Annotated in this window: 24 protein-coding genes; 14 read left to right on the forward strand and 10 right to left on the reverse strand. The window is 30.9% G+C overall.

Annotated features, from left to right (window positions below):
• Window positions 1-22: 22 nt before the first annotated feature.
• The gene (locus tag BC748_RS06210; protein WP_133532599.1) at window positions 23-1,804 is read right to left on the reverse strand and encodes a 1-deoxy-D-xylulose-5-phosphate synthase; all 1,782 of its coding nucleotides are present in this window, start codon (window positions 1,802-1,804) and stop codon (window positions 23-25) included.
• A gap of 37 nt (window positions 1,805-1,841) precedes the next feature.
• Between BC748_RS06210 and BC748_RS06215 the strand changes: the two genes are divergently transcribed.
• Both BC748_RS06215 and BC748_RS06220 read left to right on the forward strand, forming a co-directional pair.
• Window positions 1,842-2,288 (forward strand): nucleoside deaminase, encoded by a 447-nt coding sequence (locus BC748_RS06215; protein WP_133532600.1) that lies wholly within the window; start codon window positions 1,842-1,844, stop codon window positions 2,286-2,288.
• A 61-nt stretch (window positions 2,289-2,349) separates the two neighbouring features.
• Window positions 2,350-3,108, forward strand: coding sequence for an SIMPL domain-containing protein (locus BC748_RS06220; protein ID WP_133532601.1), 759 nt, complete (start codon window positions 2,350-2,352; stop codon window positions 3,106-3,108).
• A 57-nt stretch (window positions 3,109-3,165) separates the two neighbouring features.
• Here the strand turns inward: BC748_RS06220 and BC748_RS06225 are convergent, their stop codons facing one another.
• A complete protein-coding gene (locus tag BC748_RS06225; RefSeq protein WP_133532602.1) occupies window positions 3,166-4,869 on the reverse strand; it encodes a T9SS type A sorting domain-containing protein in 1,704 nt (567 codons plus the stop codon).
• A gap of 6 nt (window positions 4,870-4,875) precedes the next feature.
• Window positions 4,876-6,858 (reverse strand): O-antigen ligase family protein, encoded by a 1,983-nt coding sequence (locus BC748_RS06230; protein ID WP_133532603.1) that lies wholly within the window; start codon window positions 6,856-6,858, stop codon window positions 4,876-4,878.
• An 82-nt stretch (window positions 6,859-6,940) separates the two neighbouring features.
• On the opposite strand from BC748_RS06230, the gene BC748_RS06235 reads away from it, so the two are divergent.
• A complete protein-coding gene (locus BC748_RS06235) occupies window positions 6,941-8,254 on the forward strand; it encodes an O-antigen ligase family protein (protein ID WP_133532604.1) in 1,314 nt (437 codons plus the stop codon).
• 97 nt (window positions 8,255-8,351) lie between these two features.
• On the opposite strand, the gene BC748_RS06240 is transcribed toward BC748_RS06235, so the two are convergent.
• Window positions 8,352-9,896 (reverse strand): Rne/Rng family ribonuclease, encoded by a 1,545-nt coding sequence (locus BC748_RS06240; RefSeq protein WP_133532605.1) that lies wholly within the window; start codon window positions 9,894-9,896, stop codon window positions 8,352-8,354.
• A gap of 381 nt (window positions 9,897-10,277) precedes the next feature.
• Window positions 10,278-10,571, reverse strand: a complete 294-nt coding sequence (locus BC748_RS06245; RefSeq protein WP_133532606.1) for an HU family DNA-binding protein — start codon at window positions 10,569-10,571, stop codon at window positions 10,278-10,280.
• Window positions 10,572-10,703: 132 nt separating this feature from the next.
• Here BC748_RS06245 and mutY point away from each other — a divergent pair, with 132 nt between their 5' ends.
• From mutY to gldD, 3 genes are read left to right on the forward strand one after another with little or no spacing between them, the layout of a single operon-like run.
• Window positions 10,704-11,744 (forward strand): A/G-specific adenine glycosylase, encoded by a 1,041-nt coding sequence (gene mutY / locus BC748_RS06250; RefSeq protein ID WP_133532607.1) that lies wholly within the window; start codon window positions 10,704-10,706, stop codon window positions 11,742-11,744.
• A 45-nt stretch (window positions 11,745-11,789) separates the two neighbouring features.
• The gene (locus tag BC748_RS06255) at window positions 11,790-12,218 is read left to right on the forward strand and encodes a single-stranded DNA-binding protein (RefSeq protein ID WP_133532608.1); all 429 of its coding nucleotides are present in this window, start codon (window positions 11,790-11,792) and stop codon (window positions 12,216-12,218) included.
• A 37-nt stretch (window positions 12,219-12,255) separates the two neighbouring features.
• Window positions 12,256-12,816, forward strand: a complete 561-nt coding sequence (gldD, locus tag BC748_RS06260; protein ID WP_133532609.1) for a gliding motility lipoprotein GldD — start codon at window positions 12,256-12,258, stop codon at window positions 12,814-12,816.
• Window positions 12,817-12,881: 65 nt separating this feature from the next.
• Here the strand turns inward: gldD and BC748_RS06265 are convergent, their stop codons facing one another.
• Window positions 12,882-13,634, reverse strand: a complete 753-nt coding sequence (locus BC748_RS06265; RefSeq protein WP_133532610.1) for a DUF2971 domain-containing protein — start codon at window positions 13,632-13,634, stop codon at window positions 12,882-12,884.
• Between the two features lie 208 nt (window positions 13,635-13,842).
• Entirely contained in the window at window positions 13,843-14,217 is a 375-nt protein-coding gene (locus BC748_RS06270; protein WP_133532611.1) for a heavy-metal-associated domain-containing protein, read from the reverse strand.
• A 116-nt stretch (window positions 14,218-14,333) separates the two neighbouring features.
• Between BC748_RS06270 and BC748_RS06275 the strand changes: the two genes are divergently transcribed.
• Complete coding sequence (locus tag BC748_RS06275) at window positions 14,334-15,200, forward strand: DMT family transporter (protein WP_133532612.1); 867 nt, start codon at window positions 14,334-14,336, stop codon at window positions 15,198-15,200.
• Window positions 15,201-15,297: 97 nt separating this feature from the next.
• Here BC748_RS06275 and BC748_RS06280 read toward each other — a convergent pair whose 3' ends face one another.
• Together BC748_RS06280 and BC748_RS06285 are read right to left on the reverse strand one after the other, a co-directional pair.
• On the reverse strand, window positions 15,298-17,352 hold the full coding sequence (locus BC748_RS06280; RefSeq protein ID WP_246014010.1) for a M16 family metallopeptidase: 2,055 nt from the start codon (window positions 17,350-17,352) through the stop codon (window positions 15,298-15,300).
• Window positions 17,353-17,365: 13 nt separating this feature from the next.
• The gene (locus tag BC748_RS06285; RefSeq protein WP_133532613.1) at window positions 17,366-18,691 is read right to left on the reverse strand and encodes a M16 family metallopeptidase; all 1,326 of its coding nucleotides are present in this window, start codon (window positions 18,689-18,691) and stop codon (window positions 17,366-17,368) included.
• A gap of 213 nt (window positions 18,692-18,904) precedes the next feature.
• On the opposite strand from BC748_RS06285, the gene rplU reads away from it, so the two are divergent.
• Together rplU and rpmA are read left to right on the forward strand one after the other, a co-directional pair.
• On the forward strand, window positions 18,905-19,324 hold the full coding sequence (rplU, locus tag BC748_RS06290) for a 50S ribosomal protein L21 (protein WP_133532614.1): 420 nt from the start codon (window positions 18,905-18,907) through the stop codon (window positions 19,322-19,324).
• A 23-nt stretch (window positions 19,325-19,347) separates the two neighbouring features.
• Complete coding sequence (gene rpmA, locus BC748_RS06295; protein WP_133532615.1) at window positions 19,348-19,608, forward strand: 50S ribosomal protein L27; 261 nt, start codon at window positions 19,348-19,350, stop codon at window positions 19,606-19,608.
• 144 nt (window positions 19,609-19,752) lie between these two features.
• Here the strand turns inward: rpmA and ahcY are convergent, their stop codons facing one another.
• Window positions 19,753-21,069, reverse strand: a complete 1,317-nt coding sequence (ahcY, locus tag BC748_RS06300; RefSeq protein ID WP_133532616.1) for an adenosylhomocysteinase — start codon at window positions 21,067-21,069, stop codon at window positions 19,753-19,755.
• 127 nt (window positions 21,070-21,196) lie between these two features.
• Between ahcY and BC748_RS06305 the strand changes: the two genes are divergently transcribed.
• Genes BC748_RS06305 through arfB form a run of 5 tightly spaced genes read left to right on the forward strand, consistent with a single transcriptional unit; the run spans window position 21,197 to window position 25,174 of the window.
• Entirely contained in the window at window positions 21,197-21,841 is a 645-nt protein-coding gene (locus BC748_RS06305) for a 4'-phosphopantetheinyl transferase family protein (RefSeq protein WP_133532617.1), read from the forward strand.
• Between the two features lie 2 nt (window positions 21,842-21,843).
• A complete protein-coding gene (locus BC748_RS06310) occupies window positions 21,844-22,560 on the forward strand; it encodes a phosphoglycerol geranylgeranyltransferase (RefSeq protein WP_133532693.1) in 717 nt (238 codons plus the stop codon).
• Window positions 22,561-22,597: 37 nt separating this feature from the next.
• On the forward strand, window positions 22,598-23,215 hold the full coding sequence (gene pnuC, locus BC748_RS06315; protein WP_133532618.1) for a nicotinamide riboside transporter PnuC: 618 nt from the start codon (window positions 22,598-22,600) through the stop codon (window positions 23,213-23,215).
• Window positions 23,182-24,783, forward strand: a complete 1,602-nt coding sequence (locus tag BC748_RS06320; RefSeq protein ID WP_133532619.1) for a DUF4301 family protein — start codon at window positions 23,182-23,184, stop codon at window positions 24,781-24,783. Before pnuC ends, BC748_RS06320 begins: the two co-directional genes overlap by 34 nt.
• A complete protein-coding gene (gene arfB / locus BC748_RS06325; RefSeq protein ID WP_133532620.1) occupies window positions 24,773-25,174 on the forward strand; it encodes an alternative ribosome rescue aminoacyl-tRNA hydrolase ArfB in 402 nt (133 codons plus the stop codon). The genes BC748_RS06320 and arfB overlap by 11 nt, the downstream gene beginning before the upstream one ends.
• Window positions 25,175-25,300 lie beyond the last annotated feature (126 nt).

Genomic DNA, 25,300 nt, shown 5'->3' on the forward strand with positions numbered 1-25,300 from the left:
GACAGTGCAAAAGTCGTTTTTTTTAATAGTTTAAAAAAAGACTTTCTAAACTTTTTACATCAATTCCACACATTTTTTGTAATTCTTCAACCGTTCCGTGCTCGATAAAAGTATCCGGAATTCCTATCACTTTCACAGGTTTTGAATAGTTGTTTTCTGAAGCAAATTCAACAATAGCAGAGCCAAAACTACCTTTTATCGTTCCGTCTTCAATAGTAATTATAGTTTCAAATGAATTGAAAATTTCGTGCAACAGTTTTTCATCCAAAGGTTTAATAAACCCAAAATCATAATGCGCAATAGTTTCAGGTTGATTTCTATTTTCTAAAGCCAATGAAACATTATTTCCGATAAAACCCGTAGATAAAACCGCTGTTTTTGTTCCGCTTTTCAGCAAATGTGCCTTCCCGATTTCAATTTTTTCAAATTCGTAATTCGTAATTTTTAATTGTAGATTTGAGTATTTTCCTCTTCCACGCGGATAGCGAATGGCTATTGGATGTGGTAAACCTAATGAAGCAGTATAAAGAATATTTTGTAAATCGAGTTCGTCTTTTGGTGCATAAATAATCATGTTTGGAATACATCGTAGATAAGCAATATCAAAAACACCGTGATGTGTCGCACCATCTTCACCAACCAATCCAGCGCGATCCAAACAAAATATTACGGGTAAATTTTGCAAAGCTACATCATGAATTACTTGGTCGTAAGCACGTTGTAAAAAAGTAGAGTAAATGTTGCAAAAAACAATCATACCTTGCGTTGCCATTCCTGCCGAAAGCGTAACTGCATGTTGTTCGGCAATGCCAACGTCAAAAGCTCTGTCTGGAAAAGCATCCATCATAAATTTCATCGAACTTCCACTAGGCATTGCTGGAGTAATTCCGATTATTTTCGGATTATTTTTGGCTAATTCGACTAAAGTAAGTCCAAAAACATCTTGAAATTTCATCGGTAAATGTGCTTCCGATTTTGGAGTAATTTCTCCTGTTTTAGCATCGAATTTTCCTGGCGCGTGATATTTTACTTGGTCTTTTTCGGCTTGTTCCAAACCTTTGCCTTTCGTGGTTACGATATGAAGAAATTTTGGTCCTTTGGTCTTTTTTAATCGTTCCAATTCCGAAATCAATTTGGGTAAATCATGACCGTCAATCGGACCAGAATAATCAAAATTCAACGATTTAATCATGTTGTTTTGCTTCGGGTTTTTCCCTTCTTTAACCGAAGTCAAATAGTGTTTCAAAGCACCAACGCTTGGATCAATTCCAATAGCGTTATCATTTAGAATAACCAACAAATTAGCAGCTGTGACTCCAGCGTGATTTAAACCTTCAAAAGCCATTCCGCTGGCAATTGAAGCATCGCCAATCACCGCAATATGATGTTTATTTTCACCTTTTAGTTGAGAAGCAATAGCCATACCCAAAGCTGCAGAAATAGAAGTAGAAGAATGACCAACGCCAAATGTATCATAAACGCTTTCGCTTCGTTTTGGAAAGCCCGAAATGCCGCCAAGCTGACGATTCGTGTCAAATTTAGTTCTTCGTTCGGTTAAAATTTTATGACCATACGCTTGATGACCAACATCCCAAACCAATAAATCATTTGGCGTATCAAAAACATAATGCAATGCAATCGTTAGTTCAACAACACCAAGACTTGCGCCAAGATGACCTTCTTTTACCGAAACAATATCAATGATAAATTCACGCAATTCTGTAGCCAAATCGGGTAATTCCGAAAGAGATAATTTTCGTAAATCGGTTGGATTGTTGATATGTTCGAGTAAATTTTTTGACATGCAACAAATGTACAAATTGAAATCGTATTTTTGTTTTATGGAAAACCCTTTTACCGACGAATATTTTATGAAAAAAGCGTTGCAAGAAGCCGAAATGGCTTTTGAGCAAGGCGAAATTCCCGTCGGTGCCATAATCGTTATCGACAATAAAGTTATTGCTAGAAGTCACAATTTAACCGAAATGCTTAACGACGTAACTGCACATGCCGAGATGCAAGCTATAACTTCCGCAGCAAATTACATCGGTGGAAAATATTTGAAAGGTTGTACATTGTATGTTACACTTGAACCCTGTCAAATGTGTGCTGGCGCATTGTATTGGAGCCAAATTTCAAAAATAGTTTTTGGCGCACGCGATGAACAACGCGGTTTTATGACTTTGGGAACGCAATTACATCCAAAAACGGAAGTAAAATTTAGCGTTTTGGCAAAAGAATCGACAGAGTTAATGATTCGTTTTTTTGCACAAAGAAGAAAAAAATAATCTACCTTTAACATACTATTTAGTAGTTATTCACGTTTTAGTATAAATCAACTTGATCAATATGGAAAAAATTAAATCTTCGATAATTATTGGTGTTGCCATAATTATCACCGCTTGGATTTTGGGAAAATCATTTCAAAACCGCAATCAAAATCTGGATTCAATATCAGTAATTGGTTTAGGAACAAAAGATTTTGTTTCAGACGAAATTCTTTGGTCGGGTAGTTTTAATGCACAAAGTATGGATATTAAAACGGCTTATAATAAAATAGTATCTGACCAAAAAATAGTACGCGATTTTTTTATTTCCAAAGGATTTAAAACCAACGAATTTAGTTTTGGAGCAGTAAATTTTCAAAAAAAATTCAGAGAAATTAGAAGTGAAAATAACGAAAACAGCTATCAAACGCGCTACGAACAAGTTTTTGATGGTTATGAAGCAACACAAACCATTTCTTTTTCGGCAAAGAAAAATCCAAGTTTGATGAAACGCATCGAGGATGTTTCTGGCAAAACATCAGAATTGGTTAATTCAGGAATTGAATTATCATCCAATTCCATTCAATATACTTTTTCGGGCTTGTCAAGTTTAAAACAAAGCTTGATTGAAAATGCTACTAAAGATGCCAACGAAAGAGCGTCAAAAATTGTAAAAACAGCTGATGGAAGTTTAGGTAAATTAAAACGAGCTAGTATGGGAGTTTTTCAAATAACTGGTCAAGGTTCAACCGAAGACGATAGTTATGGCGGAATAAACGATACCTATAGCAAAAACAAAACCGCTCGAATTACCGTTAGATTGGAATATGAATTAGATTGATTTTTGAAATGTTACAAAATAAAAAAACCGTCTCACAAAAAGACGGTTTTTTTATTTTTACTCTTTAATAAACTTAGTATTTAAAGTTCCCTTGTTGGATGATATAGTAATTATATAACTTCCTGATTTCAAAATTGAAACATCAATACTTTTGCTTGGATTTTTTTCAGAAAACAGCAATTGACCTAACATGTTATAAATATTTATTTCTTTTATTTCCAGAAGTTCTTTTGTTTCAATATTCAATTCTGATTTTACAGGAACAGGAGATAGTGAAAATAAATTATTTAAATCAAAGTCCGCTGTATTTAATTGATTAACTATTCTTGTTGTATATGTATTGGTAATTATTGGCAAATTGTAATCAAAGTAAATAGCAGCAGTGTTGCTAATATTTGTCCCAAGTGTTAAATTAGATTTTGTTTTGATTTTAAAAGCTACATAACCATCGTTATTAGCATCATCAAAAGGAAGGTTGATGTTTTCAAATATAAATTCTACTTGATTATTATTTAAAATTTTTGTTGTGAATGAATGACTTGCTGATAAAACGGTTAAAGTGTTAATATCAAATTTACTTGTATCGATATTGTCGCGAATTACAACAAATTCCGCATTTGCAGTTCCTGTATTCTCAAAACGAATAACATAAGTCAAAAATTTTCCAACTTCACTAAGCAATAATTCTTCACCTTGAGTACATGTTTTGTCATTTGGATCATAGGAACCAACTACAATTTGGTTTAAGGTTGATGTATTGTTTAGTGGTGTTTCATCGTTGTTGTTGCCATCACAATTTGCTGTGAAGACTAAATTATCACCATTGTTAACTGGTGGATTTTCAGAAGGTGTATTAACATTCATTTTGAAAGTGATAATCCCGCTTTGAAAAGGTAATAAATTAGTAAAATTCCATGTTATTGAATTTGTAACTTGCGCATTTGCTATAGGAGTAGATGAAATTAAATCCATTAAACTATCATTGAAGTTTAAATTTATACTTCCAGATTGAACTGAATTTCCTTTGTTTTTGTAAATTATTTTATAATCAGAATTAAATCCTGGTCTGGCATCATTTAATGCAATTATACTTATTTCAAGGTCATTGTGAATTCCATTAGGTGAGATACAAAAATCTTGAACAATAAGATTGTTATTGGCAGATAATACTACATTAGCATTATTTGGAGTAATAGTAAAATAGGAAGGATTTTCTATTACTGGTGTAAATGTATAATTGCCTGCTTGCACATCATAATAATTATAAAATCCAGTTTGATTTGCAATTAAATTACCTGTAGTAGAACCATTAGTAAATGTTATTTGTTGATTAGGAACGATTACATCAGAAGCATCGCATCCATTGTTATTACTGTCATAGCGAATATTTCCTTGTAGTGAATAGGTGTAACTATTATTTACTGTAAATCCATCACTTAAAGTGTAGTTTAAATTACCACTATCATCAAATACATTTACATCATATAGACCAGGAGTAGCATAACCAGGTATTGATAAGTTAACAAGTAATTCATTTTCAGAAATTATTTCAGCCCATTCTGCAGATAAAATATTAGAAAACTGATCAATAAATGAGACATTTATTATTGGAGTACTTGTCACAAAATCAACATCCTGACTTGTGATAGTAACTTGTAAATTTTGTCCTTTATTTCCATTATCAGGTGTCACTGAAATTATCGATTGACTTTGAATTAAATTACAAGCCAAAATAAGAAAACCAAGTATTATTTTTTTCATTTTCAATTATTTATAATTTGTTATGAAGTAATCAAATGTAGTCTGTTTTTTTTTACTTTCAAAATAAAATTGCTGTAAATCATTTTCAGTTTTTATTTTTTCAACAATACTTCTATTTAACTCAGGGTTATTAATTTTCACAAGAGTCATGTTTAATTTTTTCTCAATAATTTTAGTTAGAAACTGTTTGTAATTTTCATTATTTGTGTCAATACTGCATTTATCAATTGTTTCAAAAGCGGTATTATATTCTCCAATATTAAAATAGGTTGCTGCCAAATTTATTCTTGCATCTTCGTAATTTGGTGAAATATTTAATGCTTCTTTATAATATTTTATCGCATTTTTAGTGTCATTATTTTTTATATATGTCGACGCTAAGTCATTAATAATTATAATGTTGTAAGGGTTTCTTTTGTATGCGTTTTTGAAATACTCTAACGACTCTTCAAAATTCTCTTTATAATAGGTTTCTTTAGCAATATGCCAATCATTTGGGAAACCATAAGTATCAATAATTGAAAATGAAGTATTTGCTTTTTTAAATTCTAATATTGATGTTTCGTAGTCTAATTTTTTTTCTAAATCAAGAGCTTTTGCTATATGTTTTTCTCCAGATATGGCACTAGCTGTAATTATAATGATATACGTCAGAAATGAAAAAAAGAATATAAAAAAAAGGTAAGGAGAAAGTTTATATATTTTTGTTTCTCGAGATAATAGATATTTTGAACTTACTATTGAAAACACTACCATCAATAGAATTTGATGTTCAATCCGACTTAATGGAAAATCAAAAAATGCTATAATCAGATAGCAAAAGACAAAAAATAATAAATAAATTACTTTTTTCTTTTCAGTTGGATTGACTTTATTTTTCGTTAAAATTATTGCTTGATATATTATTATAAAAAAAAGACCTAAATAGCACAAAAAGCCAAACAGTCCAATTTCAGAAAATACATGTAAAAAATCATTATGAGGATTAGCAATTATAGTTCTTGAATTTATTATTGAAGAGTCTTGAAAATTATATAATCCATATTTCGGATATGCAATCATCCAATTTCCTAAACCAACACCACTTAAAAAATTATCTTGTATCATATAGATAGATTGTTTCCAATACTCTATTCTCGATAATAGGGTATATGAGGAAAATAATCTTTTAAAATACATTGATGTAGTTTCTGGGAAATCATTAAAATTTGTTTTTATACAAGAAAAAAAATAAATGACACTACTAATTGCTGTTATAAAAACAACAAGAAGCCATCGGCCTATTTTCTTAGAAAATCTATTTTTAATTTCATGAATAAAAACTAAGAGAAAATAGAAGCATAAGGCTATTAAAACTACTCTAGTTCTGAGTAAGATTAGCAATACGACGGTAATTATTATTGCTACAAAAGAAATAAATCTCACTTTTTTTGACATTAAAAGGCCAATAAAATAAAACGGTAAACAAAAAAATAAAATTGAAGATAAAAAGTTTTTATTGCCAAATGTTCCAGTTATATTATGAACATTAACAAATAAATTTTGATTGTTTATTGTTTTATTAGTGAAAGCTAATGTTGCAATACTAATTGATATGAGGCCAAAAATAATTATTGAAACAATAATTTTATTTAAGTCAACTAATTTTTTGACTAAAAGATGTCTAATTATAATAAAAAAAAGGAAAAATAAAATATACTTGGAAAGTATAACATTACTTAGTTCATAGATGTTTGATTTTGAAATAGAAATAATTCCAAATGAAATGAAACCTACAAAGAGTATAACTAATTTATCAATTACAAAGTAATCATTAATTTTTTTATTGACTATTAAAAATAAAAAGATTATGAATAAAACGACTGTTGTTAATAATTGTCTTGCAAGTAGAAATGGATCCGAAACTGTGCTAAAAAAAACAAACGGAAGTGAAATAAAATAAATAAATAAAAAGAAATTAAAACTTTTCACCCTGTTAATTAAATCCATATAAGTAAATTTTAAATGCACTTCAAAATTACATCTATTTATAATATATTTTTATATTTATGCTTTTTTCTAACCCAATGCAATGTCCCAAAGAAATCAAGTATATTTAATTTTATTACACATTGGATTAGGTGTTTTAATTGCTAAACTTCCTTTTTTCTCAAAATTTTATGCAATTCTAATTTTCCTTGCCGGACTATACGTAGTTGTAAAAAACAAAAACAGGAACAACGAAATACTTTATGTAATAGCATATATTGCAGGTAGTGAAGTATTATTAAGAACTACCAATGGAGGTTTTTTTTACGAGTACGGAAAGTACCTAATGCTTTTTTTTACTTTTTTAGGATTTTTATTGTCAGGTCTGCCAAAAATTAAAAATCCGTATTGGTTTTTCTTATTTTTACTTTTACCTTCCATTTTTATCTCTTTTCATTTTTTAGAAAATGATTACAGAAGAAAAATTTCCTTTGAAATATTAGGACCAATTTGTCTTGGGTTCTTGTCCGTTTATAACTATAATAAGTCTCTTTTTTTAAAAGAGATTAAGCTTATTTTGAGTAGTATAGGATTTCCTTTAGTCACCACTTGTTTTTATTTGATCATAAACTATACGTACAATCTTGATAAAGTAAATATGTATGGATCAAATTTTTATTATTCAGGAAATTTTGCGCCAAACCAACTCGCTACAGTTCTTGGATTTGGTTTTTTTATTTATTTTTTAAAAGTTTTTCAAGCTAAAAAGTATTCAATGGTCTTTTATTTTTATCTATTGTTATTTTGTTTAATTTTTTACAGAGGGTTATTAACCTTTTCTCGCGGTGGAATCGTATCGGGTATCATTGCAATTTTCTGTTTCATTTTAATAGTTCATTTATCAAAATTAAATACTTCCAGAGTGAAAGAATATATACTTATATTCATTTTATTCTTGTCGGTAATTACAATTGTTGATTATCAAACAAAAAATAGTTTATCAAGCAGATATACAAATATAACTAAGTTTGATTTTAGTGAAAAAAAGTTAAAAAAGGGAAGATACATGTTAGTTTCTTCTGATGTTAATAATTTCATTGAAAATCCTGTTTTTGGAGTTGGAGTAGGAGTTGGACAAGAAATTAGAAAAGCAAACTATAACAATAATATAAACACCCATAGCGAAGTAACACGATTAGTGTCAGAACACGGTCTGCTTGGGCTTACTTGTTTTTTTATACTCATTATTTTCCCAATAATTAACTTTAAACACAATATAGGGAATATCTATTTAATTCCTTTGTTCGTTTTTTGGTTTTTATCAATAAATCATTCAGCTACAAGGATTATTCTTCCTTTATTTTTATATTCCTTGACACTAATAAAAATTTATCCTAATCAAGAAGAAAGAAATTAAACTTGAATGAAATTCTAATTTTATTTAAATTGAATTAAACAAAAAAACCGCTAATCTTTCGAAAAGCGGTTTTTCATTTTCTGAATTTATTTCAGAATTATTCTTTAATTTTTTTTCCTTGATCATCATAAAAATGATATTCAAGATACGTGTAAGCGTCACGAGGTATGATTTTCACCCATTTTTTATGTTCAAAAAACCATTTTGAACGTAATGATGGAAAACCTTTGGTAAGGTATGCTGCCACAAAAGGATGAACGTTTAGTTTTATTTTTTTGTGGTCTTTAATGATTTTTTCAAGCGAAAAAGTAATCTTGTCTATAATCTGAATTGGTGCATCTACATCGCCACTCAAATTATTCGGATTCTCTTCCCTTGTTTCAATATTTACTTCTGGTCTTACACGCTGACGAGTAATTTGAACTAATCCAAATTTACTTGGCGGTAAGATTTTGTGTTTGGCTTTATCATCGCTCATTTCTTCTCTAAGGAAGTTGAACAACACTTGACGGTTATCAGAATTTTGCATATCGATAAAATCAATTACAATAATTCCACCCATATCGCGAAGTCGCAACTGTCGTGCAATTTCTGCAGCAGCAATCATGTTTACTTCTAATGCTGTGTCTTCTTGATTGGAAGCTTTGTTCGAACGATTTCCACTGTTTACATCAATTACATGAAGTGCTTCAGTGTGTTCAATAATCAAATAAGCACCTTTGCTCATAGAAACAGTTCTTCCGAAAGAGGTTTTTATTTGTCTTTCGATGTGGTATTTCTCAAACAACGGCGTGTCTTTTGATTGATAAAACTTAACAATTTTTTGTTTCTCCGGAGCTATTTCGGCTAAATAGTCCTTTGTTTCTTGGTACAACTCTTCGTCATCTGTTTGAATACTCGTGAAAGTATCATTGAATACATCTCTAAGAATAGACGAAGCTTTGTTGAGCTCGCCTAAAATCTTCGACGGATGATGAGCAGTTGGTAATTTTTTACACATTGCAGTCCATCTATTCATTAAGTTCTGCAAGTCTTTTTCTAATTCGATTGTACTTTTGCCTTCGGCTACTGTTCTTACAATAACGCCAAAACCTTTTGGTTTGACTGCTTGTACTAGTTTTTTAAGTCGGTCTTTTTCTTCTTTAGATTCTATTTTTTGCGAAATAGAAATTCTATCCGAAAACGGAACTAAAACTACAAATCGGCCCGCAAAAGAAAGCTCGGCGCTTATTCTTGGACCTTTTGTTGAGATTGGTTCTTTTACTACTTGAACTAATACAGATTGATTGGCACTCAGAATATCTGAAATAGAACCATTTTTATCAATCTCTTTTTCAAACTGAAAGTTTTTTAGGGAGAAATCTTTTATTTTACCTGCGCTTACAAGTTTTATGAATTTCAAATAAGAAGCTAAACTCGGACCAAGATCGTGATAATGTAAAAAGGCATCTTTTTCATAGCCAACATTTACAAAAGCAGCATTCAATCCAGCAACTGGTTTTCTGATTTTGGCAATAAATATATCGCCAACCTGAAAGTTACTTGTGTCTTCTTGTTTGTGTAATTCAATTAGTTTTCCATCTTTTAATAAGGCAAAATCTACAGCATCTTCACCACTACGGATGATTAATTCTTTATTCATGTTGTAAATTTATATCTGTTTTTTGAGAAAATAGAGAATAGAGAAAAGGAAATAGATAAAATCTATATATCTGAAAATCTAAAATCTAAAATCTTATTTACAGATGGATTAAACATTTTAAACAGGTATTTTGTTACCCGGAGAAAGTTAGTGTTCAGTTTACAGTTTTTAGTTTGCAGTAATTGTTTACTAATTACTGACCACTGATTACTAAATTTCAATTTCAATGAACGTTTAAAAAGAAAAAAGTAGTTTAGAACTACTTTTTCTTTTTGTGACGGTTAGCTCTCGCTCTCTTTTTACGTTTGTGAGTCGCTACCTTATGTCTCTTTCTTTTTTTACCACTTGGCATACGTTAGGGTTTAGTGATTAATAATAAGTTTATACTGGTACTTCAGTATTTGTTTTAACTGATTCTACAAATACTTTTGCAGGTTTAAATGCAGGAATGTTGTGAGCAGGAATCTTGATAGTTGTATTTTTTGAAATGTTTCTTCCAGTTTTTTCAGCTCTTGTTTTGATAATAAAACTACCAAAACCTCTTAAATAAACATTATCACCAGTTTCTAATGAAGTTTTTACTTCTTCCATAAACGCTTCAACTGTTGCTTGAACATCTCCTTTTTCAAGACCTAATTTTTCTGAAATCTTTGCTACGATATCTGCTTTCGTCATTTTCTTTCGTATTTAATATTATGAGTAATTTTTTGAGGTTGCAAATATATGAATTAAAAAAACAATATTTCAAGCATAATCTATTAAAATTTAATCACATAAAGATTTATTTTTGCAAACCACTTTTTTGCTATGAAATTCGCTAACTCTTTAATTCAATGGTATTTAGAAAACAAACGTGATTTGCCTTGGCGAAACACGACAAATCCATATCCAATTTGGCTCTCCGAAATTATGCTTCAACAAACGCGAGTGGCTCAAGGTTTGCCTTATTTTTTACGATTTACAGAAGCTTTTCCAACCGTATTTGATTTGGCGAAAGCCGACGAAGAACAAGTGCTAAAACTTTGGCAAGGTTTAGGTTATTATTCAAGAGCAAGAAATTTGCACAAAACGGCTCAGCAAATTGCTTTTGAACTCGATGGAAATTTTCCTTCATCCTATAAAGAATTATTGAAATTAAAAGGAATTGGTGAATATACTGCCGCAGCCATTGCTTCGTTTGCTTACAACGAAAATGTTCCTGTGGTTGATGGAAATGTGTTTCGGGTTTTGTCGCGCTATTTTGATGTTGAAACTGATATTGCTTCGGCTGGAGCCAAAAAAGAATTTACACTTCTAGCGAGTGAATTATTGCCCAAAGGAAAAGCTAATCTTTTCAATCAAGCCATTATGGAGTTTGGCGCGTTGCAATGTGTTCCTAAAAATCCAGATTGTACTTCCTGTGTTTTAAACGATAGTTGTTTGGCTTTGCAAAAGAAAAAAGTAGCACAACTTCCAGTAAAATTAAAGAAAACTAAAGTTACACCTAAGTTTTTTAACTACCTTGTTTTTTTAGATGAAGATGGAAATACCTTAATTAATAAAAGAACGGAAAAAGGAATTTGGCACAATTTATATCAGTTTCCTTTGTTAGAAACAGCAACAGCTCTTGATGATGATGCTATTTTAAGTCTAATTAAAGAGCAAAATTTCATTGCCAACGAAATTGATACTGTTGTTTTGTATAATACAGAAAACATTATTCATAAATTATCGCATCAGCATTTGACGATAAAGTTTTGGAAAGTTACTGTAAAAGGAAAAATCAATGGCGGAATTGACTGTAAATCAGCGGCAGAATTTCCTTTTCCGATTGTGATTTTTAATTTTATTTCAAAATATTGGTTTTAATTTTCAAAAAAATTAGTAAATTTGAAATAATTAATACCTCAAACAATGAATGGCACCTTAAATAAAGTAATGTTAATTGGTCACCTTGGCGACGATGTGAAAATGCATTATTTCGAAGGAGGAAATTGTATTGGGCGTTTTCCGTTGGCTACTAACGAAGTATATATCAATAAAACTACCAACGAAAAGATAACTTCTACTGAATGGCATAATTTAGTTGTTCGAAACAAAGCTGCCGAAATTTGCGAAAAATACCTATCAAAAGGTGATAAAATCTATATTGAAGGTAGAATAAAATCCCGTCAATGGCAAGCCGAAGACGGAACTACAAAATATACTACAGAGATTCAGGTGACAGAGTTTACCTTTTTAACCACTAAAAAAGATGTGGAAGGAATTAAACAAAATCATGCTTCTGAACCTAAAAACACTAACTTTGAAGCGTCAAGTCCTGAGAATGATTTGCCATTTTAATGTTTTTCACACTTAGATTTTTTTGCTTTATTATTTTATGAAAAGAAAAATAATTTTCAGTTCTTTTTTTGCTTTTTTGTTATTGGTAACGAGTTGTAAAGACGATGTTTTGCCAAAACCTCCTAGTCAGCTTCGATTGGACTATCCTTTAGCCAGTTATGCTACTTACAGCAATGGTTGTCCATTTACGTTTGATGTCAATGAAGATGTTACTATCAAAGAAGACAAAAATTGTGGGTTTAGTATTCAGTATCCAAAAATGAAGGCAACTATTTATTTGACTTATAAACCAGTTAACAATGATATAACAAAGTTGCTTCGCGATGCCCAAAAATTGACTTTTGAACATGTTGTAAAAGCAGATGATATTACCGAATTACCTTTTTTAAACAGAGATAAGAAAGTATATGGAATGTTTTATAAAGTAAATGGAAATGCGGCTACCAATGCCCAATTTTATGTTACGGATAGCATCAACCATTTTGTAACAGGTTCTGTTTATTTTTATGCAAAACCCAATTTTGATTCCATCATGCCAGCCACAAGCTATGTCAAAGACGACATGCAACACTTAATGGAAAGTTTGCAGTGGAAGTAGGTTGTTTGATTTTTTTATTTATGGATTGATGTAACGAACTTTACCTTATAACTGTATTATTTGTTTTAATAAATCGGATTATCATTTAAATTTGAATTAACAACATTAAAGTCAAATCCGAACTTTTTGCAAGTTTCTGATACTAATTCAAATAACCATTTTGGTGAATCAGGAGAAATAAAAACATTATCAATTAAGTCATTTAAATTTATTTTTATTTTACAACCACCATTTTGTAAATCAATTTTATTTACATTAGCTGGAGCTTCAATAGGTAAAATCGCCCTAAGTTCATTTTCGTGAGAGAAACTTTTCCTTTTATGAACAAAAGGTGAAAAATCATTTTCAAATTTTATATTATCTTTTTCATAGTCAATATAATTTACTGTTCCAATAAAAAACTCAAATTCAGAGTTTTTGAGAACCTTGTTGAGTTTCTTAAAATTTGATTGGATAGCAATTCCTTCATTAGATTTTACATATATTTTCCACATTGCGGCTGACTCATAATCATTCATATGCCAGCAATTAATTCCAAAATCTTGACGGTTCTGCTTTAAATATTCTCTATAAATTTCAGGGTCTTGAAAAACATCTGTTTTTATTCCATTTATAAATTTTTGATGTATTGGGATTCTTCTTGTTTCGGCAGTTTTTATTGGCACTGAACCTTCAAAAATATCTTCAAATTTGTCTACTCTTGTAAAATATAAAGATTCGGAATTTAGTAAATCAATAAATTTTGTAAAGTCAACATATCTCCAAATTTTTTGATTGGGATTTTTTGGTTTTAAAAATGAAGAATGTTCTAATATCATTTTAATAATTTAATTGGTTCAATTTAAATTGATTTTTAATCAATCATTAACGCCAATATCCAAATATACGAAACTACAGCAAAAACTCAAACAACATTCTTTTAACAAATTGAAATAGTATTTTTGAGAAGTTTTATACTTCCAATAATTAAAAAGAAAAGTAAATTTTTAATAAATAAAAAAATCCCGACAATTTCGGGATTTTAAATTATGCTTTTGTTTTTATATCAGAAACCTTATAGGTTTTGCCATCGGCTGTGGCTTCGACGGTTTTTGATAATTTTTCTGGTGTTAAAATCGCTGCGTCAAAACTAACAGTTGCTTCTTTTTTGTCGAAATCTACTTTTGCTTCTTGAACGCCTTCGGTTTCGGCTAGTTTTCTTTCGATGGTTTTGGCACAACCCATTGAACAGGTCATTCCATCAATTTTTAAAACTGCCGTTTCGGGTTTTAGAGCTGCTTTCTTTTCAACAGTTGCTACTTCGTCTTTAGCATTGGTTTCTGGCTTGCTTCCAGTTTCTTTACAGGATACAAAAAATAACGAGCTTAAGGCTAGAGTTACTATAGATTTTGTAAAATTCATAATGCTATATTTTTAATGTTGTGAAATCAATATTGTTTGTGAGGACAAAAATAATTAAAAATTAAAGTTATTATTCTTAAAATAATTACAAAATTTGAACTCAATAAATCAAAGGCATGAAAGCACAACAATTGAAATGGGGATTTTTAATCGTTTTAGCACTAATTTGGGGAAGTTCATTTATTCTTATCAAAAAAGGATTGATTGGATTGTCCGCTTTTCAGTTGGGTTCGCTGAGGATTATTTTTTGTGCTTTGTTTTTATTGATAATCGGGTTTAAAAGTGTAACGCAAATTCCGATGCACAAATGGAAATATGTTGCAATTACCGCTATGTTTGGAACATTTATTCCAGCTTATCTTTTTGCTATAGCACAAACACAAATCAACAGTTCGGTAAGTTCCATTTTAAATTCGTTAACACCATTGAATACGCTTATTCTTGGTGCATTGGTTTTTGGATTGGATTTTAAACGAACACAAATCTTTGGAGTTATTGTTGGTTTGGTTGGAACAATGTTGTTGATTTTTAATGGCGCAGTGAATAATCCTGGGCAAAATTATTGGTACACCATTTTGGTTTTAATCGCTTCCGTTTGCTATGCTACGAATGTAAATTTGATAAAAAAATACCTTTCGGATATGAAACCATTAACCATAACTACGGGTAATTTTTTAGTCATGTTAGTTCCAGCTTTTTGCATTTTGCTCTTCACCGATTTCTTTTCAGTAATTCATGTTGAAAAAGTGAAACACTCAATGCTTTTTGTGGCGCTTTTGGGAATTGTTGGTACAGGAATTGCGAATGTTTTGTTTTATAAATTGATACAAATTTCGTCGCCCGTATTTGCAACATCGGTTACTTATTTAATTCCGGTTGTGGCTTTCTTTTGGGGATTGTTAGATAATGAAATGTTGACGCCAGTTCAGTTTGTTGGCGCATTTATTATTTTAGTTGGAGTTTATCTTTCGAGTAAAAAATAGTTCTTTCATTTATTTTGAAAAACACTACGAAGTTTTAAATAAAAAAACCGTTTCAAATTGAATGAAACGGTCTTTTTATTTTATGATTTTGTTCTAATTACTGAAAATCAGCATCTAAAACTCCTTCGTTGATTTTTACTTCAGACATTTTAATATCTAATTCAAATCCAACATTTCTGATTGTGTTGAAAGGTATTTTCACTCCTTTTACATCTCTATAATCATTGAAATAAGTAAATAAAGTTACTTTTTGACCTTCTTGATCAGATGTTGTTGATTGAGCTGTTTTTAGTCCAGATTTTACGTCAAAATAATAGGTATTATTACCATCAATGATTGCGTAAGCATCAGAACCGTTGATTGGTTCAATAGCATCCATTTTCACGTCAGCTTTGGTTGCCAATGAAGTCTCAGCAAATAAGATAGCGTCAGATTTCATTTCTTTTAATTCATTAGCTTCAAAAGCTTTTTTCTGACCTTGCTGAGACATATATCCAGTTTCGCCATTGATAACTCTTTTCATTATTGAACCCATTCCTGCCATAGTTAATTCTTCCATCATTCGTATTTTAGAATCAATTTTTGAGGTGTAAGATAATGGCATTGGAACTTGAGGTATTTTTGTAGAACCAATAGAAACGATTGACTTTACTGATTTCACAGCTTTGTCTCCGCCGATAGCGTTGATATAATTATCTACTACTGATTTAACGGTTACTCCTGCAGGAACTGGTTTTTTTATAGCTGGTTTCTCTGTTGGATTTCCGTATTTATCAAAATAGAACATTGGGATTTTTAGTTTTTCCAAAGCAGGAATTACTTCTGAACCTTTTCCAACTACTAAAATTCTCAAATTGTCAGCTAGCATATATTTGTTAGCTACTCTCATAATATCGTCAGCGGTAACTGCATTGATACTTTTGATGTAATTTTCATAGAAATCAGCAGGTAAACCTTGTGTTAAGGCATTTACTGCATAACGAGCCACAGTTGCTGGTTTTTCAACTTGCATTACAAATCGACCGATGTAACCAGCTTTAACACCGCTTAACATTTCATCAGAAACTTTTTCGGTTCTAATTCTTTTTAATTCTTTTATTGCTTCAACGATTGCGCTATCTGTAACAGCGTTTCTAACTTGAGAACTAGCAACAAATTTTGAATCAGTATATTTATTTGCATCAACATAAGAACTTGCACCATACGTCCAACCATGAGCTTCACGTAAATTCATGTTCAAGTAACTATTGAAATCTCCACCAAAAACTTGGTTAGCCAAGATTACAGGAAAGAAATCAGGATCAGCCATTTTTAAGCTTACAGTGTTCATTAAAATCATTTCTGATTGAACAGCGTTTGGCATATCAACAAAATTGATTTGAGAATACTGAACATTAGTTGGGTTTGAATAGGTAAGGGTAGGAGCAGTTGCTTTTACCCAAGAACCAAATAGTTTTTCAACTGATTTTTTGATTTCTTTAGTTTTAACATCACCAATAATAACTAGGTAAGCGTTTTGTGGAACAAAATAAGTTCTGTAATTATCTTTTACATCAGCCAATGAAACATTTTTGATGGTTTCTTCTGAAAGATATTCTCCAGCTGGATGTGATTTTCCATAAGCTAAAACATTTTCAACTCTTGAAGCTACAGCAGAAACACTTTTTTCTTCGGCTTTTAAACCTTCAATTAATTTGTCTCTTTCTTTGTCGAATTCTTCTTGAGTGAAGTTTGGAGTTAAAGCACCTTCTGCCATCAATTCTAAAATTCTTTTAGCGTGTTTTGATAAACCACTAGCTGATGCTCCAGAAGCATAAAAATTAATGTTAGCTCCTAAAAAGTCAATTTCTTCATTAAAAACGTCTTTTGGAGTTTTAGTTGAGCCATTTCCAATTAAACTACTTGTTAAATCAGAAACTCCTTTTTTATCGCCTTCTGCATATGGTGCATTGTCAATAGAAAGACTGTAAGCAACTCGAGGAAGTTTGTGGTCTTCAACAATTAATACTTTTAAACCATTTGGCAAGGTAAAAGTTGTTGGTTTTTTCAAATTAATCGCTGGCGATGGTCCAGGTTTTGGCTGTGATCTGTCTTGTGCTTGCATTATTAATGTTAAAAACAAGCTTGATAATATAATTATAGATTTTTTCATAATACGTAATGTCTTAGTTTTGAGCTTTATCTTTACCTGGAACATAATCCAAAATCAACCTTTGATTAGGATTTAAATATTTTTTAGCTGTATTTTTTATCTCTTCTCTTGTGATAGAACGATACATTTCTATTTCTGTATTAATAAGGTTTACATCACCATATAATAAGTAAAAAGAGGCTAAGTTTTCTGCAACTCCTTCAACGCTAGCATTATTGTTGACATAGTTGTTCTCATATATGTTTTGAAGTTTTTGAAAATCTTTTTCAGAAATTAATTCGTTTTGAATTTTTACAATTTCTTCGTCAATTTCTTTAATTAAATCTTCAGATGTAGCTGTACCTTGTGGCATTCCATAAAGAATATATTGACCATAATCTTCTTGACTGTAGTTAAATGCACCAATTTGTAGAGCCATTTTTTTATCGTCAACTATTTTTTTGTAAAGCTTAGAACTTTTTCCATTGCTTAAATAAGTAGAAATCATGTCAAGAATTCTTGCATCACGTGTTTTCATTGATGGAGTTCTATATGAAGCTACAACCATTGGTATTTGGATGTTTGGGTCTTCATATCTAGCTCTTATAGTTTCAGTGATTGGTTCTTCAACAAAAGTTTGCTTTGTTATTTTTTCACCTCTTGGAATTGGCCCAAAATATTTTTGTATCCAAGCTTTAGTTTGAGCAATATCAATTTGACCTGCAACAACTAAAACGGCATTGTTTGGACTATAGAATTTTTTGTTAAACGCTTGAAATTCGGCTAATGTTGCTGCGTCCAAATGTTCCATAGAACCAATTGGCGCCCAACGGTAAGGATGAACTTTAAACATGTTTTTCTTTACTTCAGCAATCAAGCTTCCGTAAGGTTGGTTGTCAACACGAAGTCTTTTTTCTTCTTTTACAACTTCATTTTGTGTGTCAACACCAATTTGGTTGATAACTGGATGCATTAATCTTTCCGATTCCATCCAAAGACCAATTTCTAAACTATTTGAAGGAAATACTTCAAAATAAAAAGTTCTGTCTTCCGAAGTGTTAGCGTTGTTTGTTCCACCATTGGCGGTTACAATTTTAAACCATTCACCTCTTTTAATATTTTCCGTACCTTCAAATAATAAGTGTTCGAAAAAGTGTGCAAAACCAGTTCTCTCTGGATTTTCGTCTTTTGAACCTACATGATACATTACCGAAGTGATTACAACTGGAGCCGATTGGTCATTGTGTAAAATTACGTGCAAGCCATTGTCCAAATCGTATTCTTCAAAAGCAACCTTTTGAGCAGAAGCTGTTCCTACTAGCATAAGTATTGAACTTAAAGCAATTAATGATTTTTTCATAAAAAATTGAAATTTTTTCGTTGATAGTATAATTAGTAAATAAACATTACTTTTTGTTACATCAAAATTACTTTTTTATTCAGAAAGACATGTAAATTAATTAAAATAAAAAGAGTGTTTAATTATGTAACGAATCTTTTTTTTAAAAGCACTTGTAAATAAAGGAATTAGTTGTATATTTGCAAACTCAAAAAATTAATTAAACAATTTGTTATGTACGCAATCGTAGAGATAGCAGGGCAACAATTCAAAGTAAGCAAAGACTTAAAGGTTTATGTTCACCGTTTGACTAATGAAGAAGGTTCAAAAGTTTCTTTTGACAAAGTTCTTTTATTAGATGATAATGGAAATGTGACTTTAGGCGCCCCAGCTATAGAAGGTGCTTCAGTAGAAGCCAAAGTGTTACAACACTTAAAAGGTGATAAAGTAATCGTTTTCAAAAAGAAAAGAAGAAAAGGTTACAAAAAGAGAAACGGTCACCGTCAATATTTGACACAAATTCTTATTGAAGGAATTAGTGCAACTGGCGGAAAGAAAGCAGCTCCAAAAAAAGAAGCAGCTCCAGTAGTTGAAGAAGCAGAAGCTCCAAAGAAAAAGGTAGCTAAAGCTAAAAAAGAAGATACTCAAGAATAATTAACTTATAAAACCAAAACATCATGGCTCACAAGAAAGGTGTCGGTAGTTCGAAGAATGGTAGAGAATCAGAATCGAAACGTTTAGGCGTAAAGATTTATGGTGGACAAGCTGCAATTGCTGGAAATATCATCGTTAGACAAAGAGGTTCTAAACACAATCCAGGTGAAAACGTTTACATGGGTAAAGATCATACTTTACATGCAAAAGTTGACGGGATTGTTAAATTCCAGAAAAAAGGAGAAAACAAATCATTTGTTTCAATTCTTCCTTTCGAAGCATAAGAACAACTCTTATTAAAATACAAAACCCATTCAGCAATGAATGGGTTTTTTTTATGAGAACTTTTTTTAGAAATAATTTTGATAAACAAACAAAAAACCCTCACTTTTCAGCAAGGGTTTTATAATTAAAAATCTAACTTTAGATTAGTATCTGTAATATTCAGGTTTGAATGGACCTTGTACTTCTACACCAATATATTCTGCTTGGTCTTGACGTAAAGTTTCTAATTCAACACCTAATTTAGCTAAGTGTAAAGCAGCCACTTTTTCATCTAAATGTTTTGGTAACATATACACTTCATTTTTGTATGCTGCGCTGTTAGTCCATAATTCAATTTGAGCTAACGTTTGGTTTGTAAATGAATTACTCATTACAAAACTTGGATGTCCAGTTGCACAACCTAAATTCACTAAACGACCTTCAGCTAAGATAAGAATATCTTTTCCAGCGATTGTATATTTGTCAACTTGTGGTTTGATTTCAACTTTAGACGCACCGTGGTTTTTGTTCAACCAAGCCATATCAATCTCATTATCAAAGTGACCAATGTTACAAACGATAGTTTTATCTTTCATTTGCTCAAAGTGCTCACCTAGAACGATATCTTTATTTCCAGTTGTTGTAATGATGATATCAGCATTAGTAATAACAGTGTTTAATCTTTTCACTTCAAATCCGTCCATTGCAGCTTGTAAAGCACAAATTGGATCAATTTCAGTTACAGTTACAATAGAACCAGCACCACGGAAAGAAGCCGCAGTTCCTTTTCCAACGTCACCATATCCACATACTACAACTCTTTTTCCAGCCAACATGATATCTGTTGCTCTTCTTACAGCATCAACAGCAGATTCTTTACAACCATATTTGTTATCAAATTTCGATTTAGTAACCGAATCGTTCACATTGATAGCTGGCATAAATAAAGTTCCGTTTTTCATTCTTTCATATAAACGGTGAACACCAGTTGTAGTTTCTTCTGATAAACCTTTAATTCCAGGAATTAATTCTGGATAACGGTCAAAAACCATATTAGTTAAATCACCACCATCATCTAAAATCATGTTCAATGGTTTTCTATCTTCACCAAAGAATAAGGTTTGCTCAATACACCAGTCAAAAGACTCTTCATCAAGTCCTTTCCAAGCATACACTTGAATTCCAGCAGCAGCAATTGCAGCAGCAGCTTGATCTTGAGTAGAGAAAATGTTACAAGATGACCAAGTAACTTCTGCACCAAGAGCAATTAAAGTTTCAATTAAAACTGCTGTTTGAATAGTCATGTGAAGACATCCAGCAATTCTCGCACCTTTCAACGGTTGACTTGCTCCATATTCAGCTCTTAAAGCCATTAATCCTGGCATTTCAGCTTCAGCCAATTCAATTTCTTTTCTTCCCCAAGCTGCCAGTGAAATATCTTTCACTTTAAAAGCCACGTAAGGTAATGTTTGTGTACTCATCTATTATGTATATTTGTTTTTTATAATTCGGTGCAAAATTACAACATAGGTTTTGATTTTAATAATTTATTTTAAAATTTATGAAATGTTTGATTGTTTAATCTTTTGAAAAACAGTAAAATACTAAATGCCATTACATAAAGTCGTCTATTTATCTAATAACACTAAACTGTATCTTTGGAAGATCACAGAAGATTTTGATACGCTTTTCAATGAAGTTTCTTTGAAAGATAGTTCTTTGAAGCGACTGAAAGATATGAAATCTGAAAGTCACCAAAAAGGATTTTTAGCAGTTAGAATGTTGTTAAAATACCTCGATTATACAGATTTTGATTTGTATTATGATGAATTTGGAAAACCACACATAAAGCCACAAGGTTGTAGCATCAAAGAAGTTGAAATTTCTATTTCACATTCTAATGATTTTTCAGCAGTTGTAATCAGTGAACAGAAAGTCGGTTTGGACTTAGAACAACTCAAAGAAAAAACATTGAAAATAGCACCAAGATTTATGGATGTTTCTCATCTTGATAATCTTTCACAAGAAGAAAAAATTAAAAAGGCTACGGTTGTTTGGGGAATTAAAGAATGTATTTTTAAAATAAAAAACGAGAAGGGAATTAGTTTTCCCAATCATATTTTTGAAGATGATTTTTCTTTTGAAGATAAAAAATCAACGGCAACATTAATATTCAATGGTAAAGAAGAAAATTTTAATATTCAATTTGATGCCGTAGAAGATTATATCTTTGTCTGCGCTTTTCAAAATTAATGATGACAAATATTTATAAAGAAATATTACAAGCTAAATCTCAAAAAAATAAACTATTAGCAATTTTAATCGACCCAGATAAAGTTGTGATAGAAACAATTTTTGATTTGATTAAAAAAATAAATCAATCATCAGCAACACATATTTTTGTTGGCGGAAGCTCATTTGATGGAAATCATTTAGACGAAATAATTATTCTTTTAAAGCAAAACATAAACTTACCAATAATTCTTTTCCCAGGAAATCCATCGCAAATTTCTTCAGAAGCCGATGGGATTTTATTTCTGCAATTACTTTCTGGAAGAAATCCCGATTATTTAATCGAACATCAAATAGATGCCGTTACAATTCTTGAAAAAACAAAATTAGAAGTAATTTCTACAGGTTACATTCTTATTGAAAGTGGAAGCGAAACTGCAGTAGAGCGCGTTAGTAAAACCAAACCTTTAGATAGAAATAATATTGATTATGTGGCTCAAACCGCAAAAGCAGCTGAATATATTGGAAGCAAACTAATTTACTTGGAAGCAGGAAGTGGTGCAGAAAAAGCTGTTCCTTTGGAAATGGTTTCAGAAGTTTCAAAGAGAATTTCATTGCCATTAATTGTAGGTGGCGGAATTAGGTCAAAAAAAGCAATCGAAGAAACTTTTCTTGCTGGAGCCGATATGGTCGTCATTGGAACTGCTTTTGAAAACGATATAAATTTTTTTGATAATTAACTTAATGTCACACTGAGCGCAGTCGAAGTGCAAAAAAATGATAGATTTCCTTTTTTCTCAATATAAAAATTATCCTAACTATGAAATTGCGTTAGAGTTAACTGCAATTTTTTTTGGATTATTGAGCGTTTGGTTTGCCAAAAAAAATAATATTTTGGTCTTTCCAACTGGAATTATCAATACTGCAATTTATGTTTATTTACTTTGGGAATGGTCATTGCTTGGCGACATGATGATTAATTTTTACTATGTAATCATGAGTGTTTATGGTTGGTATATTTGGACAAGAAAAAAAGACAAAGTCGATGAATTTCCTATTTCAAAAATTACTTCTTCCGAAATAAAAAAAGGAATGTTACTATTTCTTGCAAGTATAGCATTAGTTATTTCGGTTTATATCTTTTTTGATAAATTAACACATTGGACATCCTATATTGATACATTTGTAACAGGAATATTTTTCGTTGGAATGTGGTTAATGGCAAGACGAAAGATAGAAAACTGGATTTTATGGATAATTGGTGATATAATTTCTATCCCAATGTATTTTGCTAAAGGATATACTTTCACGAGTATTCAATATGTATTTTTCACAATTATCGCCATTTATGGTTATTTAGAATGGAAGAAAATTTTACAACAAAAGACAAATTAGTCAACACATACGGATTTACAGAAGCCGATTTTAATCAAATTAACGAACATGGAATTGATTTGACTAAAATTGAAGCAGAACTTGCTATTTTCCAAACTGGAATTCCAAAAATGTATTTGGCTCGTCCAGCAAAAATTGATGATGGGATTTTAAAACTCTCTGAAGATGAATTCAATTCAAAATCAGCATTTTTTGACGAAAAAAAATCAGCTTTAAAGTTGAAAAAATTCGTTCCAGCATCTGGTGCTGCCAGTCGAATGTTCAAATTTTTGAGTGAATTTCTTAATGATTTTGATATAGAAAATGAAACGATTAATGCATACATTAATAGAAAGAAAGACAAAAATCTTCCAACCTTTTTAGCAGGAATTGAGAAGTTTCCTTTTTTTGAAGAAATAAAATCGAAGGTTAAATCGTTAGTTCCTGACTATTATTCGTTAGAAAGTCATGAAAAAAGTTATCATTTCATCAAAACGATGTTGTCCAGCGATTATTTTGATTTTGCAAATAAACCAAAAGGTGTTTTAGATTTTCACAAATATCAATCACACATTGCAACTCCAGTGGAAGAACATTTGAATGAATGTGCCTTTTATGCCACTTCAAATTCGGTGTCGCACTTACATTTTACTGTTTCAGAAAATCATGAAACTTTATTTCGTAAAATTGTAGAAAATGTTAAAGAAAAAGTGGAAAATAAGACCGAAACCACTTTAAATGTGACATATTCTTATCAGCATAAATCAACGGATACGATTGCTGTTAACTTGAATAACCAACCATTTCGCAACGAAAACGGACAATTAGTATTTCGTCCTGGCGGACACGGCGCGTTAATAAACAACTTGAATTCACTTGATGCCGATGTGATTTTCATCAAAAATATTGATAATGTAATTCAAAATCACATCAAAGAAATTACTTTGTATAAAAAAGGTTTGGCTGGAATTTTACTTGAATTTCAAGAAGAGATTTTTGCCATTTTGAATGCAATCGGAAAGCAAGAATTTCAAGAAAATGAAGTGGAAAATGTTGTTGATTTTATGAAATCAAAACTTAATATCAAGGTTAGAGATGATTTTCAAAAGTTTACATTTGAACACAAAATTGAATTCATCAAAACCAAATTAAACCGACCAATTCGCGTTTGTGGAATGGTTAAAAACGAAGGCGAACCTGGCGGCGGACCATTTTGGGTAAGAAATTCAAAAGGTAATTTATCGCTCCAAATTGTTGAAAGTTCTCAAGTTGATACAAACGATTTTGTTCAAAATGAAATTTTATCAAAAGCAACTCATTTTAATCCTGTTGATTTAGTTTGTGCAATCAAAGATTATCAAGGAAATAAATTTGATTTAACACAGTTTGTTGATAATACATCTGGATTTATTGTTCAAAAAAACAACAAAGGAAAAGAACTGAAAGGATATGAACTACCAGGGCTTTGGAATGGTGCAATGGCAAAATGGATAACTGTTTTTGTAGAAGTTCCGCTCTTAACATTCAATCCGGTTAAAACGGTAAACGATTTATTAAAACCAGCGCATCAATCACAATATGAAAACTGATTTACTTTTAACTGAATTGCAATACAAAGCCGTTAGAAGTTCTGGTGCTGGCGGACAAAACGTAAACAAAGTTTCCTCAAAAGTGGTTTTGACTTTTGATTTGAATGCATCTCAAGCACTTTCTGAAGAGCAAAAAATACTTATTTCTGAAAAATTGGCAACCAAATTAACTTCAGAAAACATTTTGATTTTAAACTGCGATGAAGACCGAAGTCAACTGAAAAATAAAGAAATTGTTACCAAACGTTTTTTGGAAATACTTAAAAAAGCATTAGTTGTTCCAAAGAAAAGAAAACCAACTTCAGTGCCAAGATCAGTTGTTGAAAAAAGAATTAAAGACAAAAAAACCAATTCTGAAGTAAAGCAAAACAGAAAAAAACCTGATTTGTAAAATCTAATTGGTCCAAAATTCTAATAATCTAAAAATCTTTTTTACTTTTGCTTCGTCTCAAAAAGGGGTGCTCAAAATTACGAGCTGAGATTATACCCAATGAACCTAGAACAGGTAATGCTGTTT

The sequence above is a fragment of the Flavobacterium dankookense genome (assembly GCF_004362665.1).
Classification (GTDB): Bacteria; Bacteroidota; Bacteroidia; order Flavobacteriales; family Flavobacteriaceae; genus Flavobacterium; species Flavobacterium dankookense.